Source organism: Sphingobacterium sp. R2 (assembly GCF_040760075.1).
Lineage (GTDB): Bacteria > Bacteroidota > Bacteroidia > Sphingobacteriales > Sphingobacteriaceae > Sphingobacterium.
Genome location: NZ_CP142884.1, coordinates 684,025 through 702,517 on the forward strand (window position 1 = coordinate 684,025; position 18,493 = coordinate 702,517).

Annotated in this window: 10 protein-coding genes; all 10 read right to left on the reverse strand. The window is 41.6% G+C overall.

Going from position 1 to position 18,493, the window contains the following annotated elements:
• The 10 genes from VXM68_RS02900 to VXM68_RS02945 all read right to left on the reverse strand — a co-directional run bounded on the left by VXM68_RS02900 (position 1) and on the right by VXM68_RS02945 (position 18,493).
• Positions 1–930: a glycoside hydrolase family 43 protein gene (locus VXM68_RS02900; protein WP_367210409.1), complete on the reverse strand. Its 930-nt coding sequence runs from the start codon at positions 928–930 to the stop codon at positions 1–3.
• The gene (locus VXM68_RS02905) at positions 930–2,330 is read right to left on the reverse strand and encodes a glycoside hydrolase family 140 protein (RefSeq protein ID WP_367210410.1); all 1,401 of its coding nucleotides are present in this window, start codon (positions 2,328–2,330) and stop codon (positions 930–932) included. Before VXM68_RS02905 ends, VXM68_RS02900 begins: the two co-directional genes overlap by 1 nt.
• Before the next feature lie 4 nt (positions 2,331–2,334).
• Positions 2,335–5,445: a DUF6298 domain-containing protein gene (locus VXM68_RS02910; protein ID WP_367210411.1), complete on the reverse strand. Its 3,111-nt coding sequence runs from the start codon at positions 5,443–5,445 to the stop codon at positions 2,335–2,337.
• A 9-nt stretch (positions 5,446–5,454) separates the two neighbouring features.
• Positions 5,455–7,083, reverse strand: a complete 1,629-nt coding sequence (locus VXM68_RS02915; protein WP_367210412.1) for a polysaccharide lyase — start codon at positions 7,081–7,083, stop codon at positions 5,455–5,457.
• A 106-nt stretch (positions 7,084–7,189) separates the two neighbouring features.
• Positions 7,190–8,821 (reverse strand): polysaccharide lyase, encoded by a 1,632-nt coding sequence (locus VXM68_RS02920; RefSeq protein ID WP_367210413.1) that lies wholly within the window; start codon positions 8,819–8,821, stop codon positions 7,190–7,192.
• Positions 8,822–8,940: 119 nt separating this feature from the next.
• Positions 8,941–10,965 (reverse strand): RagB/SusD family nutrient uptake outer membrane protein, encoded by a 2,025-nt coding sequence (locus VXM68_RS02925; protein ID WP_367210414.1) that lies wholly within the window; start codon positions 10,963–10,965, stop codon positions 8,941–8,943.
• Positions 10,966–10,972: 7 nt separating this feature from the next.
• Positions 10,973–14,233 carry a SusC/RagA family TonB-linked outer membrane protein gene (locus VXM68_RS02930; protein WP_367210415.1) on the reverse strand — a complete coding sequence of 1,087 codons (3,261 nt, stop codon included), beginning with the start codon at positions 14,231–14,233 and terminating at the stop codon, positions 10,973–10,975.
• 28 nt (positions 14,234–14,261) lie between these two features.
• Entirely contained in the window at positions 14,262–14,870 is a 609-nt protein-coding gene (locus tag VXM68_RS02935) for a DUF3826 domain-containing protein (protein ID WP_312365197.1), read from the reverse strand.
• 177 nt (positions 14,871–15,047) lie between these two features.
• Entirely contained in the window at positions 15,048–15,935 is an 888-nt protein-coding gene (locus tag VXM68_RS02940; protein WP_367210416.1) for a hypothetical protein, read from the reverse strand.
• Complete coding sequence (locus VXM68_RS02945) at positions 15,932–18,493, reverse strand: malectin domain-containing carbohydrate-binding protein (protein WP_367210417.1); 2,562 nt, start codon at positions 18,491–18,493, stop codon at positions 15,932–15,934. The genes VXM68_RS02940 and VXM68_RS02945 overlap by 4 nt, the downstream gene beginning before the upstream one ends.

Sequence of the window (18,493 nt, forward strand, 5' to 3'; positions counted from 1 at the left end):
CTATTTCTTTTTGGCTTCCTCCCGAAGCAAATTTTTTAAATCTTTATTGGACGCTTTGAAGATCGTTCCATGTTTATGCCCTTCTGGAACGGAAATCTTGTCGTTGATTTTTTCGAAGACCTTAAAATCTTTGGTAGACACAGCCTCATAGCTTTTAGTACCATAAGAGTCGAAATAGATCAACCACTCATCCTTGACTTTAAACACCGCAGGGCCCTCACTTAAATACGGGGAGAAAGGCTCAGAGATCTGCTTAAATGGCCCCAACGGATTTTTCGCAAAGGCCACCTTTAGATTCCGGTTGGGCCGTGTATTATCTTTTAATACCAGTACATAATCCTTTTGCCCTTTTTTGACAATGACCGCATCAATGATACTAAAGCCCGGATCGCTGAATAATTTCGTCTCCGTGAAGGATTTAAAATCCTTCGTTGTCGTATAGTACATGCGGTGATTGTTTTTCTCTTCTTCTACGCCTTTTGCGAAGCGATAAGGAATGGTGGAAGCCCAAATAATAATAAACCGGTCTTCTACATCATCATAAAATAGCTCTGGCGCCCAAACATTGACGGTGGTTGCTTCTTGTTGCATTACTGGAACGATCTGTTGATTTTCCCAATGGATCAAATCTTTTGAACAGGCATAACCAATACCCTCATTTCCCTGCCAGCCAATAGTCCATACCAGATGATAAATTCCTTTTTTATCCCGGATCATCGACGGATCGCGCATGATTTTCTGTTTTCCTAATTCCGGCTTTAAGTACACCCCGTTAATCGTATTCCAATGGTATCCATCATTGCTATACAGATAGCGCAAACCTTCATTGGCCGGTTCGCGGAACGAGGTAAATAGGTAAACATCCCGCTGACAGGAACCCAAGAGCGATGTCACACTAAATAAAATCAACAATTTGACCAAATTCCTCATTAAATGCTATCTAAGATTAATACCCAGTCGTTTCCGTCCTTTTGTCCTCCCTCAGGCACAAAAGTTTGTACACCCTTGTTTTCAAATTCCCCGATTACCTTGGTTGATCCATTCCGAGGGTCAAACCAGGAAGCTTTTACTTTATCCCCATTGATTTTTCCCATATTAATTTTCATTTCCCTACCATTGTAATTGTAGATAAATGCATAGCCCGATGTTCTTGTTGCGAGTAAGCGGTTGTATTTCTCGCCATTATCCGCAATTAAAGACTGATCTGGAACACGATCAAAGTAATTGTCTCTGGAAAGCATAAGTTCTTTTAAGTACTTCATCTGAGCAGCACCAGGTGCATTGATTGCCAAGCTCCATACTTCATCCGAACCATAGGCCGAAGTGGAGTCTTGCTTTCCATGCATCTGCATGACCGAGTTCTGTCCGTAGGTATACCCAAATGCCCCAGCAAATACAGACCAGTATCCGTATCGTCTTACGTCGGCATCGCCCCAGCGTGGCTGAGTAATGTCGTGTAATCCCTGTGGGATGCCTTCATAAGAGGGTTCGCCGTCGATCGTTGGCTTGAAGGGCTTCATATCCCAGTCGGCCGCCATAAACTTCCAGTTATCCTCACCATAATGTTTCTGTTCATTCGCGGAAGTGTCCTGAGCATAAGTACGGTGTCCCGATTGTACCATGTTGAAATCCAGCCAAGGTCTATTATGAAACCAATCCGAAGAAGCCGTTCGTCCTCTAGGATGAAAAGTCATTAAATGGTTATGATCGATGGATTTTATTGTTTGGCCGATTTTCTCCCACACTTCCATCTTATCAGATCCCTTGATATCACCCCCATTCAGCCAAATGATATTCGGACGGTCTTTCCACCTTTCCGCAAGAAACGTGGCATATTTTTCTGCTTGCTCAGCTGATACTTTTCCATCCTTCACCGGAGATCCCCAAACCGGGACCAAAGCAACGTAGAGTCCCTTTTCAGCTGCCTTATCAATAATGTAATCGACATGATCCCAATAATCATACGCTGTTGCATTATCCGGATTGTTCCCTTCGGTCACTAGCGGTCTGGAAATATCTTTGTTGACAACCGAAGAATCACCATAACTATTTACAGAAGGAACCGTATGCAAGACCATGGCCTGGATGACATTGAAACCTTTTTGTTTTCGATCTTCCAGGTATTGATCAGCTTCGGATCGGTTGAGTTTATTAAACAATAACCAACCTGTATCACCTAACCAAAAGAAAGGACGCCCATCCTCGGTCATCATATATCGGCCATTTTCCGAGATCTTCAATAGGGATAGGCGCTTGGTCTCTTTATTGGATGCGCACGAAAAGAGTGCTCCTGCAACTGTAATTAGTATAAGTTTCTTACGAATAGACATGGTGTTATTTCTTGTTTAACCAGATAATTTCTGAACCTTTTGTATAATTGCTCAAATTCATGTGCTTGCCTAAATTGATCTGCTCGATTTTGGTAATCGCTCCGTTTTTCGGATTAATATGTGTCATTTCAAAACGTCCTTTATAATCAGATAAGTCAATGTCTTCACTTATAGCTTGCTCGCTATAAATAATCAATCCTTGTGCGCTCTTTAATAGCCACATACCTTTGTTGACTTGTACAGTTTTCATCGCTGATGCTGCACGGAAGAAATCGTTGTTTCCTATCTTAGGTAAGTTTGCCATAGAACCACCAGCCATAAAGGAGGCCCAGGCCATCGTTGGGTAATTGTCCGCAAAGTATAACACGGCTTTATCTGGATATCTTGTACGGTATTCGGATACGGCCTTATAAACAGCCTCCATCGATGTTTTCTTTGGTTTCAACAAGCGTGCATGCTGACGTGGCGCCAGATTTTGCCCACCTTGGGGAGCATAGGTCTTTCCATCGGCTTGGTAGTGCCAGTAGCGGATGTCAATGACCTGAATTTCTTTGGACCGTTCGGTATCGGCCAAAATAGCATCCTGTACGTCTTTCGTCGCGCTCAAACCAATAATTGGATTTTTTCCCGTCTCAGCCTTCCATTCTTTGATCACATCGATCCAAAACTGAACGAAATGCAAGGGTCCAGTATATTCGGCACTGATCATCTGAATAACGCCCGAGTTGTCTTTAAAGTTATTTAAACATTGACGGATGTACGCGCGGTGTAATGCCCGACGAACAGGATTACTGATATCATAGAACTGTTCGGCCATAAAAATACGTTTGTTTCCGGCATAAGGAACAGGCTCTGGAAATCCAACATTGTTAATATTATTGGCGGTCCGCCATGGAAAGTCAGTATAGTGCGCACCGGCTTCGATAATATTATGCTGGAAATAATTTTGGTGAATCAAGACTAAACCTTTTTGGTCGGCTAGATCTGCATATTGTTTCAGGCGTCCCCAGTAAAATTTGTTGTACTTGGTCAAATCATACTTAGACAGGCCGTCATAGGCTAGCCCTTGGCCACTACGCGCAAAGGGCAGTTCATAAAACGGCGGCCACACTTCCCCATTGATCCGACGAATACGTTCGTGATCGTCACGTCTCCGATCGTACCAAAGTCCGTAATTGTGATCAATGGCGATAATATTATCTTTTTTTAATGAATCCGTCATCTCTTCAAGATCGTCCGTCAACCCCGCGCCAACCTCTCCAGGCACATAGCGCGTGATATGTGGTTTAGCTTTTTCAGCACCATGCGGTCGAGCGCTGCCACTCCACCAGGGAACATCCGATTTGGCTCCTACGAGTATTTCATCACCGCGTACCAACCAACCGTTTTCGACACGCATATCGGCTTGTTTTTTTGCTGGAGTAGTCTCTTTATAGCCGATCTGATCGATGGTTTTTACATTTGCGGTCGTATTTAAGGGATAACGATCACCGGCTTCTGCAATAAAGTCAACCAGTTTTGCCATTGGGTTTTCAGACTGACGTGTCAGCTCCATGGCAACACTGGCAGGAGGGCTACTGGATGCTTCGGTCAGCACTGGCAACAGTACTTCGCGTTCATCAGCCGCTAGGCCAATCCTTTCCCGTAACTGTGCATAATACAAGCTTTTGGGCTTGATATATTCATTCGATTGCTCCCAGTAGCCATTTCCCTGAAATTGAGACCAAATCCCAAAAGCCCAGTTTTGCGCCGTCGGCGGTTGGTAACATTCCACAAGTCCAGCTGTCGACTGCCAAAATACAGAATTTGCTGCCGACCATCCAGCTCCCTGACCATCTTGACCTCGGTTTTTGTAACTAAGGGCCTGTGCATCTATATCCGCGTTATCAAATAGAATTCCGGACGCCCAACTGTCAACACTGCCACTAAAACTGAATGGCTCTACTGCCTGACATTGGACAAAAGCATTTGGACCTGCTGCCAGGTAGCCTACCGCGAAATCGTGATATCCATGTTCGGAATAGAGCCGTTGAAACAAAGTCTGCTGACCCTTTGTAAAAAAAGTATATCTTCTTTGCCCACCAATTTCCGAAACCGGATCCCGGGAAATACAATCTTCAACGGTTAATTTCTTCGTGCTTGCCAAAGCGTAAACAGCTGATCCTGCAAAATGCCGGAACTCCATGCGACGAACCCAAACGTTTTCTGCATTTTCAATCGTAATTGCCATCCAGCGATGGTCTTCGTCTTTTGGGTTATTCGCATCGAAGGAAGATCTAAGTGCAATGTTTTCTATACCTACATTTTCGATTCTTCCTTTCCAAGTATATTGTTCAACTGTAGCTTGGCCATAACGTCTATCCAATGCTGTTGTGATTGGCGCATCGATCTCGATACGATTACCTTTTACAGCAACAATCGTTCTATCCCAGGTAACATCGCGTTGCCCGGGCTTCCAGCCTAAGGAGGTAATGCCACCACCAAAATGATCGGTACCAAGCTGATTAATCCAGTCTTGGGTAGAAGGTCTTGTAATCCTAATTTTATCTCCAGCTTTATAGGAAGCTGCATGATCAATATCCAATACCCGCGCGTTGACAGGGACATAAGAACTTGTTACGTTTGTCTTTTTTGCAAATGTGATATCGTCTTTTCCAAGAATACGGATGAGTGTTTCTCTTGTTGTCCCCTCACCAACGATGGCGGTTCCATTTTTTGTGAAGCCGCTGCCACGCAGAATTACACCTGAGGCACTTAATTTAAGGGAACCGGAAACAGCATAAGTTCCGGCTTGTAAGAGAACTGCACCGCGCAGCCCATCTTTACCTAAAGGCAAGGATGCGACATAGTCGATAGCAGCTTGTATACGTTGTGTCGCATCTCCTGTTTTTACAGGAACGACAACAGCAATCTGCGCTGTAGGAATAGCTTCGTTCCCCCCTTTGTATCCTGCATAGGAAAAGTCAGGAATTTGGTTTCCAAGCGAATCTGCATGGTAAACGAACTTTGACTCATCCCATACCAAAGGAGTATATGCCTTCATTTGTTGTGCATGTGCAGTACAGATAAAGGCATATAGTCCGAGACAAGAAAAGAACAGCATTCTTTTTCTCATGGTTATTTCTTACTTTTTGGGCACGACTGCATCTAGTGCAACAACCCCATTTAAATAATTCTCAATATTGGCATAGCCATTTTTAGCTATTTTTCTTGAATCACTTGGATCATTTGGATTCAACCCCATACTTTTTTCTACATTATCTGGAATGCCATCGTTGTCCGAATCTTGGTAAGGCACCCCCTGATATGCCGGATAGCCACCCACTTGTGCGATATGGGATATAATGCCTTGTTTGTACGAGTCTTCTGGAAGGCGTCGTTTAACATATGCAGACACAAATCCATGTTGGGCTTTTGTTGTATCATAATACACTTTATTCTCTGACACTTGCCTAATAATCCGTTGATCAACAGCGTCCTGTTTTGGTAGAAATGCACCTACATTTTCAAGAACATAGTTGTAAGCATCCTGAGCAGATAGTGTGGTAACAGGAGCCATTGGAAACGCCTTATCCACACGGATTTCTTTTTCACGATCACCAACATTCGGTAGATCTTCAATCTGGATGCCTCCGGCCCAGTTATTTTTAGTGACCTCTGGGAAACCTTCTACCACATTTCCATGCGCATATACTTTCCCATACTGATCTTTAAAGGCTTTGTCTCTTCCAGATTCTGGCTTTAAGATACGATACGCAATCGGCTTATCTTTTGGTGTAATGGGGCCAGGTTTATAGTAATTATTGATAAAATTAAATAACGACCTGTTATCACCACCATCAGCACTTCTATTCCACCAGTTCCAAATAACATTATTAACAAATCCAAAGTCACCATACATTCCTATGGAAGGATTCCGACTGATATTTGATGCCCATAGGTTACGCATAAAGGTACTGTTTAGACCACCTATTGTACTTCCGAAAGCGTGGTTGTACGCATCCAGTGCTTCAGAAAAAATAGAATTTTGTATCGTAATATTGACGGTAGGTAATTTGAGGTTCTTACCTTCCCGGTCGTATACATGCCGATAGATCGACATATTTTCATCCAAGCCCCAGCTTGCAGATACATGGTCAATCATAATATTGCCGACTACATTTCCTCCTACAGCATCGTCACGGCGTGTTACATCGGTTTGCCCACGACGTAAACGCAAAAACCGCAGGATAACATCATGCGTATCAATTAGAAAAGATTCTCCGGCCACACATACCCCATCGCCAGGGGCTGTTTGTCCAGCAATCGTGATATAGGGAGCCTTAACGACAATCGGTTTCTCGAGTTGAATAATTCCGGCAACATTAAATACGACAATGCGTGCGCCACCGGCCTCACAGGCCTCTCTCAGTGTACCTGGACCGCTATCAGCTAAACTTGTGACCACAAAAACTTTTCCGCCTCGCCCTCCAGCAGTAAAAGCACCGCCGCCTTCAGCACCGGGGAAAGCTTTTATTTTTGACTGCGGTAGATCTTCAGGTTTAGCAGCCCAAGGAATATAGGGTTTACCTTCTTTCTTAATAACTTGCTGTGCTTCCGCCCAAACTTTCTCTAAACGTATATTTTCCTCATTTTCCCGCTCAGCAGCCATTTTCTTTAGCGAATCTGGAATAACTGGATATTGCGCCAATGTAGCTATTGGGCTTATTAGGCCCAATAGTAACACGGTATTCCGATTAAATAATGATTTCATATGTAAATGATTAACCTAAGCCCGCAAGCTCAGTTATTTTTATATATAAATACCCTAGCTTATTTGATTCTTTATCTGTCACCTAACCAGTGGCATTCCAGGGCAATTACTTTGCAGCGAGTTTATTAAGATATATTTCGATGTTTGCGTAACCTGATTCGGTAATTTTTGCTGAATCACTTGGATCATTTGGATTCAATCCCATTTCTTTTTCTACCGCATCCGGAATACCATCATTGTCCGAATCCTTATATGGTGTACCTTTGTAGACGGGATAACCGCCTACTTGGGAAATATCCGTAATAATGCCAATCTTATAGGAGTCTTTTGGTAATCGTCTATGTTCAAAATCTTTTTCAGGCAGCTTCACGTTGCTTAATAACTTCACCGGTTTACCATTTTTCACATCACCAATAACACGTGTATCGACAGGATCTCTTTTTGGTAAGGTTGCACCTGCGTGATCAAGTACATAACCATAGGTCTCTTGTGCAGTCATCACTGGGAAATTAGCATGCGGAAAAGCTTCCTTGGCACTCATTGCCGCAAAGTATGGTTGAGCTTCTTCGTAAGTCATCGCATCGCCTTTTTTATTTTCCAACTGTATTCCCCCATCCCAGTTATTTGAAGTTACTTTCGCATTGCCTTCCACAATATTGCCTTTAACATGCGCACGACCAAACACCACATAAGGCAATTTACTTCTACCTGATTCAGGTTTTAAAATACGGTAGCTGACCGGTTGACCCAACGGAGTTGCAGGGCCTGGCTTAAAGTAATTGTTGACAATATTGTATGTCGCTTGGTAATCACCACCATCAATTGAGCGGTGCACCCAGTTGTAGACAACATTATTGTAAAAGTTGAACAAACCATTCCAACCAATAGATGGGTTACGGGCTGCGTTATTCGCCCAGAGATTGCGCATAAAGGTACAATTCTCTCCACCTAAAGTACTCCCAAACGCATGGTTCCATGTATCCAGTGCTTCTGAGAAAATAGAATTTTGAATGGTAATATTTACGGTACCACGTTTTTCTTCTGCTTTACCGGTGCTATCATTATACATATGACGGTACATGGACATATTTTCATCCAATCCCCAACTTGCCGACACGTGGTCTATCATAATATTTCCTACCGGATTACCACCGATCGCATCGTCTCGACGTCCGACATAAGTTTCACCGCGTCTAAATCGCATATGACGAATCAAGACATCGTGTGTATTGATCCAAACAGATTCACCAGCTACGCACACACCATCGCCCGGAGCAGACTGTCCTGCAATGGTCACATAAGGAGCACGAATAATTAAGGGGGTCTTTAAACGAATAATGCCTGAAACGTTAAATACAATAATACGTGGGCCGCCTTTTTCGCAAGCTTCCCGTAATGAGCCGGGGCCATTGTCTTCTAAGCTTGTGACCACATACACTTTACCGCCACGGCCACCAAAGGTGAATTTACCGCCACCTTCAGCTTCTGGGAAAGCCAAAATCTTAGCTTGTGGGAGATCATCAGGCCGTCCTGCCCATGGAATATAAGGTTTACCTTGTTTTGCGTATTCTTCTATGACAGGCAGGGCTTTTTGCCAAGCTTCATCCGATTGTTTGGTCGCTTTACGCATCAGCTCATCTGTATTCTTCTTAACGTCTTCTGGAATTTTGGGATACTGACAAAATGCGATTGATGTAATGAGACTCAACAATGCTGTCAGCGTTATTTTATGTAACATGTTTATCTAGTTAGTAGGATTTATAATTTCTATTTCAAATATATGTCAATAGTACATTTATCAAAAGCAATGTATGTCACAATTCACATACATTGCCTTAATATTTTTTACAAAAAAAACTATTTTAAAGGATCAAAAGTTCCTGCTCCATTCATGCTATCCCAACCAGTAGTTTGTTGTAAATAAGGTGAAGTAGACAAGATTGTTTGATTTAATCCAAAGAAGTAATATTCCGTATACCATCTAAATTTCCAAGGAATATTTGTCGGATCTAAATCATCTTTTTCGGCAATTACAAAATAATTATCATACAGGTAATCCAAATACTGGTCCTGATTTGCAATCCCATCAGGATAAGTTGCGGGTTGGCGTTCAACGACAGGAACACTTGAGCCATTTCGAACCAACGGATCTGAAGCACCGGTATATTCCATGCCATTGTTTTTCACTGTAATTAATAAGCCTGTTCTTCTTGTTCCATTTAATGGTTTTACACCAATACGTTGGGCGGTAGGTGAATCCTCTTCAAAAAGCTTCCAACGTCTCAGGTCATAAAATCGTTTACCTTCATACGCAAATTCCAATTTGCGTTCATTAATAATTGCTCCAAATAATTTATTGCGATTGCCTGCAACAGTGGCTAAACCATATGATCCATCACCGACCTCAATTCCCGCACGTTTCCGAATTTCAATGATTCCATTTAAACCTTCTTGTAATTTATCGACACCGATAGCCGATTCCGCTAAATTCAATACTACTTCCGCAAAACGCATTTCCATATAATCTGTACCACTTTGCTGAAATCCAGCGGCCCCATTCGATGTAGCAGAAGCAGCAGGGTTAGATCCCTTTCGAAGATAGATACCACTTGCATTAGAACCTTTAGTTTCCGTCGAAACGTAGGCTCCTTTACTATTTTTCCAATAATAGGTCCACTGACGGTAGCTCTCCCCATTGGCGTAAGGAAATAAAGCGCCATTATAAACAAAGGTTTTGCCAAATCTTGGATCTCTATTTTTATAAAACTTTTTCGCATCATACGTATAGGTAGATGTCGGATCGTCAATATTTTTACCATCTAACATCGGGAAAGCATCAAAGATCTGCTTAGTTGGCGAAATCGATCCTGCACCGGAAAGCTCTCGTGGTCGAATTGCTTGCTCCCAGCCATTATTTTTTACAGCTGTAGAACTAGAAGATGCATTATTAAATCCGTATACAATAACAGCTTCGGGATTATTTACTTCGGTAAACCACATATCACTCCAAGCCTTGCCTCCTGTAGTACCTCCGGTTTGAAATAAACCGAAGCCATTTTGCTCCAGCAAAGCTTTTGCTTCCGTATTTGCCGCATAGGCAGCCTCCCAACGATCCCGTGAATCATTTGGATTAAATTGCGGACTAGCATAAGTCAGAAGCACGCGTCCTTTGAATGCCGCCGCTGCACCACTGGTAATCCGGCCCCAATTGCCTCCATCCCATTTGCCTGGCAAAAGGCTTTTCGCTAAATCCAGATCTTTCACAATTTGCGCAATACATGCTGTCGTGCTACTTCGAGGAACTGAATTAGCATCATTATCTCCTACTATCGGATTTTGTGATTCGAGCACTAAAGGTACACCACCATACATCCGCACCAATTGGAAATATTGAAAAGCACGCCAAAAATACATTTGACCTTTCAGTTGATTTCGAGTTGCTTCATCAATCCCACCATGATCAATTTTTTCGAGAAAGACATTGATCTCTTTCATTCGCGTCCACACATTATTCCCAATACTGGCACTCATGCGCTGACCAAAATATTTATTTGCATGATTGTTGATGTAGGAAATCACATTCCATTGCTTATTGAAATCGGTCTCCCCGGCTAATTCATCTGTGGTCTGTGTAAAAGTATTGTTATACCCTCCGTTATCTGAAGCATCCTGAGTCGCAACGAAAGATTGTGCATTATTAGCTGGCAAGAACAGACCATAAACATAATCCACGTAAGCTGTAGCCAAAATAGGATCCTGAAATAAATCCATCTCATCTACAGCTCCTAAATCTCTTTTTTCCTCTAGAAAATTATCTTTACAAGCTTGATTTGTCAATAACAGACAACAAAGCCCAATATTTAAAATTGTTAATTTTTTCATTGCTCAATTATAATGTCACATTAATACCAAAAGAATAAGTTCTCAAATTCGGATATACATCCCATCCACCACCATTACCATCTTTATAACTAAATGGATTATAAATTGTCAATGGATTCATAGCACTTAAATAGGCCCGTAAATTTGAAACTTTCAAGTATTTATTAACCTTATCTGGAAATCTATAGCCTATATTAAAGCTGCTCATCCGCATTTGAAAAGCCGGAACAGTCCAGAAACTCGAACGAACATTATACATATCTGACCAATTTGGGTTTGGCATATTTCCTGTTGGATTTAACACTGGATCGTAAACATTGCCCCAAAAGGCAGGCAAATTCGTGTAAACACGCGAAATATCATTATTCAATGGTTTACGTTCCGTAATTTCATTATAACCACCGAAAGAACCGGTTATAACTGCTTCAGCACTAATTCCTTTATAACCAGCCTTTAATGTCATCCCAACCGAGTAATGATTAGTATTGTTTTTGGCTAATTGAATTTGGTCGAATTCGTTGATAATACCATCCGGGCCAGCAAACGTACCATCAGCTTGAAGCGCCCCCCGAACGTCACGATAGTAGAGCATACCGGGCCTCAACTTGTCGGCCGTCTCATTGAACACTTGCGTGATATTGTATTGACTAACGTAGTTATCAATATCTTGTTGTGTTTTAAACATACCCAAATAATCATAACCCCAAGCACCGTTATCTGAAGAAGCATTTAGCTGTGGATTCCACGGGTACATCATATCAACCTCGTTATAATTCCACACAAGAATCTTATCATTTGTCCATGAAAGGCGCGCGCCAACTCCATAGCTAAATTCATTAATTTTATCTTGCCATCCCAAGTCAAACTCAAGACCATAAGTATTCTTTTTTGCAAAATTCTCAGCAGCGACAGAACCGCCAACTGAGATTGGGACATTACCTGTACGTTCGAGAAGCAAATTTCGTCCGAAATTATAGTAACCATCAATAGTAGCCGACAATCGGCTATTGAAGAAACGAGCATCGATACCGATATTGTTTTTATAATCATTCGCCCATGTGGCGTTCCGGTTAGCCGTTTTCTCCATCTTCATCCCTGTCGTTGCATCGCCATTTCCACCAAATACTCCCCCTTTTCCAATTTGATAGGTATATCGTTGTTTCCACCCCCAAGCGGCGGTCTGATCATTGCCCAATTTACCATGCGATAGGCGCAATTTTAAATAATCCACACCTTTTACATCAAAGAAATCTTCTTCACTGATCACCCATCCTACAGAGATGTTATAAAATTTTCCCCAGTAGTTTTCGGGAGCAAATTTGGTCGAGGCATCTGAACGGAATAATACCTCCGCAAGATATTTATCACTATAGCGATAATTCAATCGACCAAGGTAGCCCAGGGTTCCGGATTCATAAGCTGCTGTACGTCCTTCTACAGAACCAAAAGCAGTTCCAAATTGTCCATTCGTATTTTGTAATGGATCATTTTTCCAAACGTCTTCTTGAGACGATTTTGCTTCCGCTTTTTCTACCGAAAATAAGCCCGAGAAATTATGTTGTTTCCATTGTTTATCATACGTTGCTGTAAAGTTTGCTTGGTAATTACTTCCTGTTGCATTTGAAAAATAAATGCGATTACCGTTGCTAAAAGTAACAGCCTTTTCGCCAGATATATTTTCATCGTAAATATGTCCGTTTTCGCCGCTTCTTTGATCAAATGTGTACGTTTGGTACTTTGTACCAATTTGATCTCCACGTTCATTTTTTAAATTTTTAGCATAGGATCCACGTAAAGTCAAACCTTTCAACCAGGGTGCCTGGTATTCGGCATTGAGGTTAATACTAAATTGTCTTGAATCGGTTGTTGTTAAATTACCTAATTTCTGCAATTCAAAATAATGATAGGCCGATAGATCTCCAGCCGTGCCCGGCAGACGAACAGGTAAACCATTCACATAAGCTGGAACATAAGGTGAAGCCAGCAACAGGTTTCTGTAATCGTTATCGTCATTTTCACCACCGATCTTGTTAAAGGTTTTTTGCTGATTACCTGTATTTCCCGAAACCTGCATACCAACCTTAAAATTACTGGCTACCTGGATATCACTTCCCGCACGAAAATTCCAGCGATCATAATCCAGTGTACCCAAATTACCATTCTGTTTGTTATAGGCCACGTTTGCAAAATAGGTTGCTTTATCTGCCCCTCCTGAAATATTCAAGGAATGTCGTGTCAGATAACTTACTTTCCAGGCATCATCTAACCAATTATAAGAATGATTCTTAAAATGGTCCAGCTCATCTTGCGAGAAAAACCATTTGTCAAATCCCGGCGATTTTGGATCACGGTTTGCACCATTTTCCCCATTCATAATATTGAAGTAATTACCAAACTGATAAGCATCCATTACTTTTGTACGGTAGGTCGCATCATTAATGGCATATGATCCATTGTAGCTGATTTTTGGCGTACCCACTTTTCCTTTTTTGGTTGTCACCAAAACAACACCATTTGCCCCTCTAACACCATACACCGCGGCAGCACCGTCCTTTAAAAAGGAAATATTCTCAATTTCTGACGCATCGAGATTGTTAAATAGCGTCTGATCAGGTTGATTTTGACCATCTACCTGAATCACACCATCAATCACAAATAAAGGGGCACTTGTTCCACCATCTTTTCCTCCACCCATTGGATTCCGTATAATATAGCTTGGTTTTGCTCCCGGACGGCTCGTTCCCCCGCTGACGTTAAGGCCTGCAACCCGGCCCACCAATGTCGCGCCCACATTCGTAGATGGCAGATCTTCTATCTCTTCCGCTTTAATTGCCACGACAGAGCCTGTTAAATGTGCTTTTTTCTGCGTGGTGTAACCAACAGCAACTACCTCTTCGAGTTCCTGACTTTCGGCTTCCATGCGTATATTCAATACATTCTGGTTTCCAACGGGGATTTCCAGTCTTTTATAACCAACAAAATTAAGTACCAAAATCTCGTTTCCAACAGGCAGGTTCAGCCTAAATGTACCATCTGCATCTGTTGAAGTCGCCGTCTTTGATCCTTTAATGGATATCGTTACTCCGGCAAGCGGTTTTCCATTTTGATCAACAACCTTTCCTGTTATATTTTTAAAAAAGTTTAAATTGTGTTCACTTAGATTTACTCCATAGGAGTATGACGGAATGATCCCGCCAGTCATTATTCCAATAGCCAGCAGTTGTGCTAACCTTTTAGAGGATTTACTCGGGAATATGAGCTGATTCATAATTTGGGTATTAATTTATTTTATTGGGTTATTTTTTTAATCTCGCGGCCCATTTATCGCCTTCTTCCTTTAGGTTATAGCCATGGGACGCTAAATAGTTATTGATTTTGCCTTTATATTTACCGAACCAAGCGTGCTTTTTTTCTGAAGATTCAGCCTGCATTGCAAAATCCCGTGCTTCATACAGCAAACTGTCGATCATATGCACTTCGTCTTTTGTAAGCCGCGGAATCATATCCTGGTAGGCTCTCACCGTATTTGGATAGACATTATAGGTCATGCCGTTTTTAACCGCCTCAACTTCCTGCTCTGTTAAAACCTCTTTTAGCCGTTTTACAAACGCCTGATTTAAATTGCTGGTTTCCTGCAGCGTCTCCTGCGTGATTTGCTCTTTTAGACTCTTATCGGTATTCTCCTTGATTTTTAAATCACGAAGTGTATAACAAGCGTTTAAAAGATAATACTGGTCACGGATAATGTGAGCTGCTTTTTCTTGTTTGGCCTGATCTTGTAACGCTAATTTTGCGACAATTTTTTCTGACCGATCGGTAATAGTTTTCCAATAAGCGTCTTCTGTCTGACTAAATGTCATAGATACACTTAAAAATAAAAACATAAGTAATGCAAAACGTTTCATAGGCATGAATAGTTTATCCCTTTTTTGGTTATTATTAAACATTAAATAAAGTCCCTTACCTTTATTTTTTTTCTATAAATTCTCAAACAAACTTCAAAATGATATAAAGAATTTTTGAGTCTTCAATATAACTGAAAATTTTATTGACAACCGTCATGCACTATGCTGACATTTACGCTATTTAACCTCTAAATTGTCAATAATAACACCCTCTAAATCAGAAGAGTACAGCTTAACAAAATAGGTGCCCGCATTAATCATTGTCTTTGTATCAGTATTGATATAATTCCATTTGCCTACACGTGTAGGCTCCAATTGTATTGGAGTTTTAGGCACTAGCACATGCTTATTTTTGTCCAAAATTTCATAATAACCACGACGTGCTTCCTTAAATGGATTATGGTACTTAATCGATAACGCATACACATCTGCCGCGCCAACCTGAAACTGCCAACCGATATAACCTTCATTTTTGCTGAATGCCACACGCTTTTGTCCTGCAAACTCGATTTCGGAAACACCATCGCGCCAGCTACTTTGATAGGCCTTATAGTTTTTCACCTCTTTAAGGTCATACACGGGCAGCATCCCACTTTGCTGCTGAAATACCAGAATTTCCCCTTGCGTCTTGGTCGTTATGGAAAGCTCTTCCCCTGCCTGCAATACCTTACGGAATACGGCCAGATATTTCCCTGTATTCAATTGCACACTGTTTTTGGTCTGTTCAAAATCATCAGGCTGATTACTCCCCAATAAGAAAACATTGGTAGGCTCTTTAAAGTGTAGGCGATAGGTTCTATTGCTATCAAGCTCAAAATAATCTGAACCAAACAAGGAAGATGGTAAGGAGAAAAATGTTGTTTCAATAATCCCTTCCCTTTTCAGGCAGCTACCTATATCCAACCAGCTGTGGAGCTTAATATCTTGATTCCCTAATTCAAGATTATAATGCTTTTGATCAAGCGATAAGGTTTTCCTGTTTTCTTTTGATGCAATAGCAATGGCCTGTATCACCGCCTGACCAGCATAAATACGTGGAAAATTAATAACAATCTTTCCATTCATGACTTTAATAGGATAGCTTTTTTTAAGGCCTGCTGGAACCCAGCATTTTTATAAATATCAAACTGATGTTCCACAACTTGACCATTAATGGCAATATCAAAAACACGATCGCCTTTTCCCAATGAAAACTTCCCGTACCAGGGTTCGGCAAAATACAGTTCGACGAAATAATCTCCATTCGGTAAGTCAAATTGATACCCCAAGTTATCAAGCCCGTAGCGGAATGTCTGAAAAAGAGGCCAGTCCTTTGTTCCTTTGATAGGATCAAAAATTGTTCGTTGACTGGCAAAATTCGTGCTCATCCCATCGAAATTGTCCGCCCAAGACCTACTTCCCCAGGCGAGCATGGGCCTATAAGGCTGGTCAGCCTGCCAGTATCCCCCATATTCATCGATATAAGTATCTCCGCCACAATTCACGCGATAGATATAATGATATCCCTGATCTGGTTTTAAAATCTTGGATTGCTGCTGCAAGGCAGCAAAATGTGGACTTTCAGGAAAGTTTTGTAATATAATGGTATCACGGGAAACCACTTTTCCAGCATTTCGTCCTTCAGCATAAAGTACATTGTAATTTACCTTGACGCCATCAAATTCAATATGCTGTCCAAACCCTGGATGTTGCTTTTTTCCAAGCGATAACGAACCGAGATCGTTGAAAAGTTCTACTTCATCACAATTCGAAAAAATACGAATATTATCTTTTATCCCAGGGGTCAACCAACGATTCGGCCAAGAATGCATGGCGATGTACACCATAGGCTGCTCTTTCTTACCATAATGCGATAAATACATATAATAAGCATCTGTGGGTTCCCCCCAGGGTGTCAACAACCCTTTATAATTAACCGGTCCAATCCGATCAATCTCACGATTTCCCTCTCCCCCCTGGATACGGCCAGGATTATCATGTGAGTTCCAAAGCCATAGATAATGGCCTACAGCGCTATCTTTCACCGACTCTGCCAAACGTACCTTGGTCTGTAAAATATCAGCAAAACGTTCTTCATTGTAATTATTTTCGTTGGGTAGATAGGGAGGTTCGGCATGCATACCCAGACTGCGCCAAGCACCATATTCACCCACGAGCTGTTGCTTTTTTAGATCGTCGCCATAGGTTTTTTGATCTCCCCCATAAGTACCCGTCCAATTTTGCGGTACGTCCCAATCAGTCCCACTACCGCCATTACATGTGGTTACTAAACGTTGTATAGATGCTGTTGGATCTAATTTGCGAATCAACGCAGTACATTCACGTGCAAAATCTTCCGGTAGTGTGCTCTCATTTTCAAGGCCCCACAAAATTACTGAAGGGCTATTTCTACGTTCTCGCACCCATTCTGTTAACAATTTTTTGAAATTTTCTCGAAATGCCGGTGTGTCAAACCAGATATGGGCGGCAAGCTGTGTCCACAATAAAATACCATGACGATCCCATGCGTGTTGATAGCGCAGGTTATGGGGTTGATGTGCATCACGAAATGAATTGAATCCGAGCGTTCTAATTTGTCTAATCCGGGCATCAATCTCCTCTTTATCAAAGGCATGTGATTGCCCCAATTTATGTTCATACTCCGCAATGCCATTAATAAATATAGGCTTTCCATTAACCAAGAGACGTGGGTCGCCAGAGGGCTTTAAACCTTTTGACCAGCGAACAGACCGAATTCCGTAAGGTGTTTCTATTTCGTCGACGATCTTCCGACCTATCTTGATCTGCATTTTTATGCGATATAGGTAGGGTGAATCCACAGACCATAATTGTGGATTGGCCAAAACCAGATCTTTCAGCCGAATTTCCTTTGTTGTGTTTACTTTTATCTGATCTTTCGATGTAGATTGAAGAATTGATATCCCTTTTTGATCCAACACTTCGGTTACAATCTCCACATCTTTATTTCTCTGACTTTTATTACTCACTTCTACAACTTGATGTACGATCGCTTTTCGATGATCGGCAGTCTCATCGTTCCAGTAATGCTCGCCAAAAGGCGTAATAGAGACTTCATTTTTAATTAACAAACTCACAGGTCGAAAAACTCCCATAGGCTGTGATCCTTCTGAAAATCCACGCTCAGTAGAACATCCGCCATCCACCCAAGGAAGATCCATGATATGAGCTGGATGGTCTGCCCGAACAGCTAGCAAATTAGGACTCCCGTCCAACTTAATCGCATCAGTAACATCCAATGTAAATGTGGTTCTTCCACCCGCGTGATATCCTACCCGAACACCATTTAACCAAACTGTAGCATAGGAACCTACTCCCTCGAAGAATAAATAGAACCTATTCTTTTTTCTTTGCTGTTTGAGCGAGAAATTTTTCCGATACCAGGAGTAACCATGTAAATTGCCATGTAACAATCTACGATAACCTTCGTAGCTATCCCAATTATGAGGAACATCGACTTTCCGCCAGTTATCGTCTGTCTTAAAAGAAGCTTGGTGAAATCCATTATATCTCGCGGAATCTTTTTGATCCATTATCGTCATCCAGTCAGCATCCAATGTTACTTTTTTACGAACGTTCTGACCAAAAGAAAATAGCCCAAACAC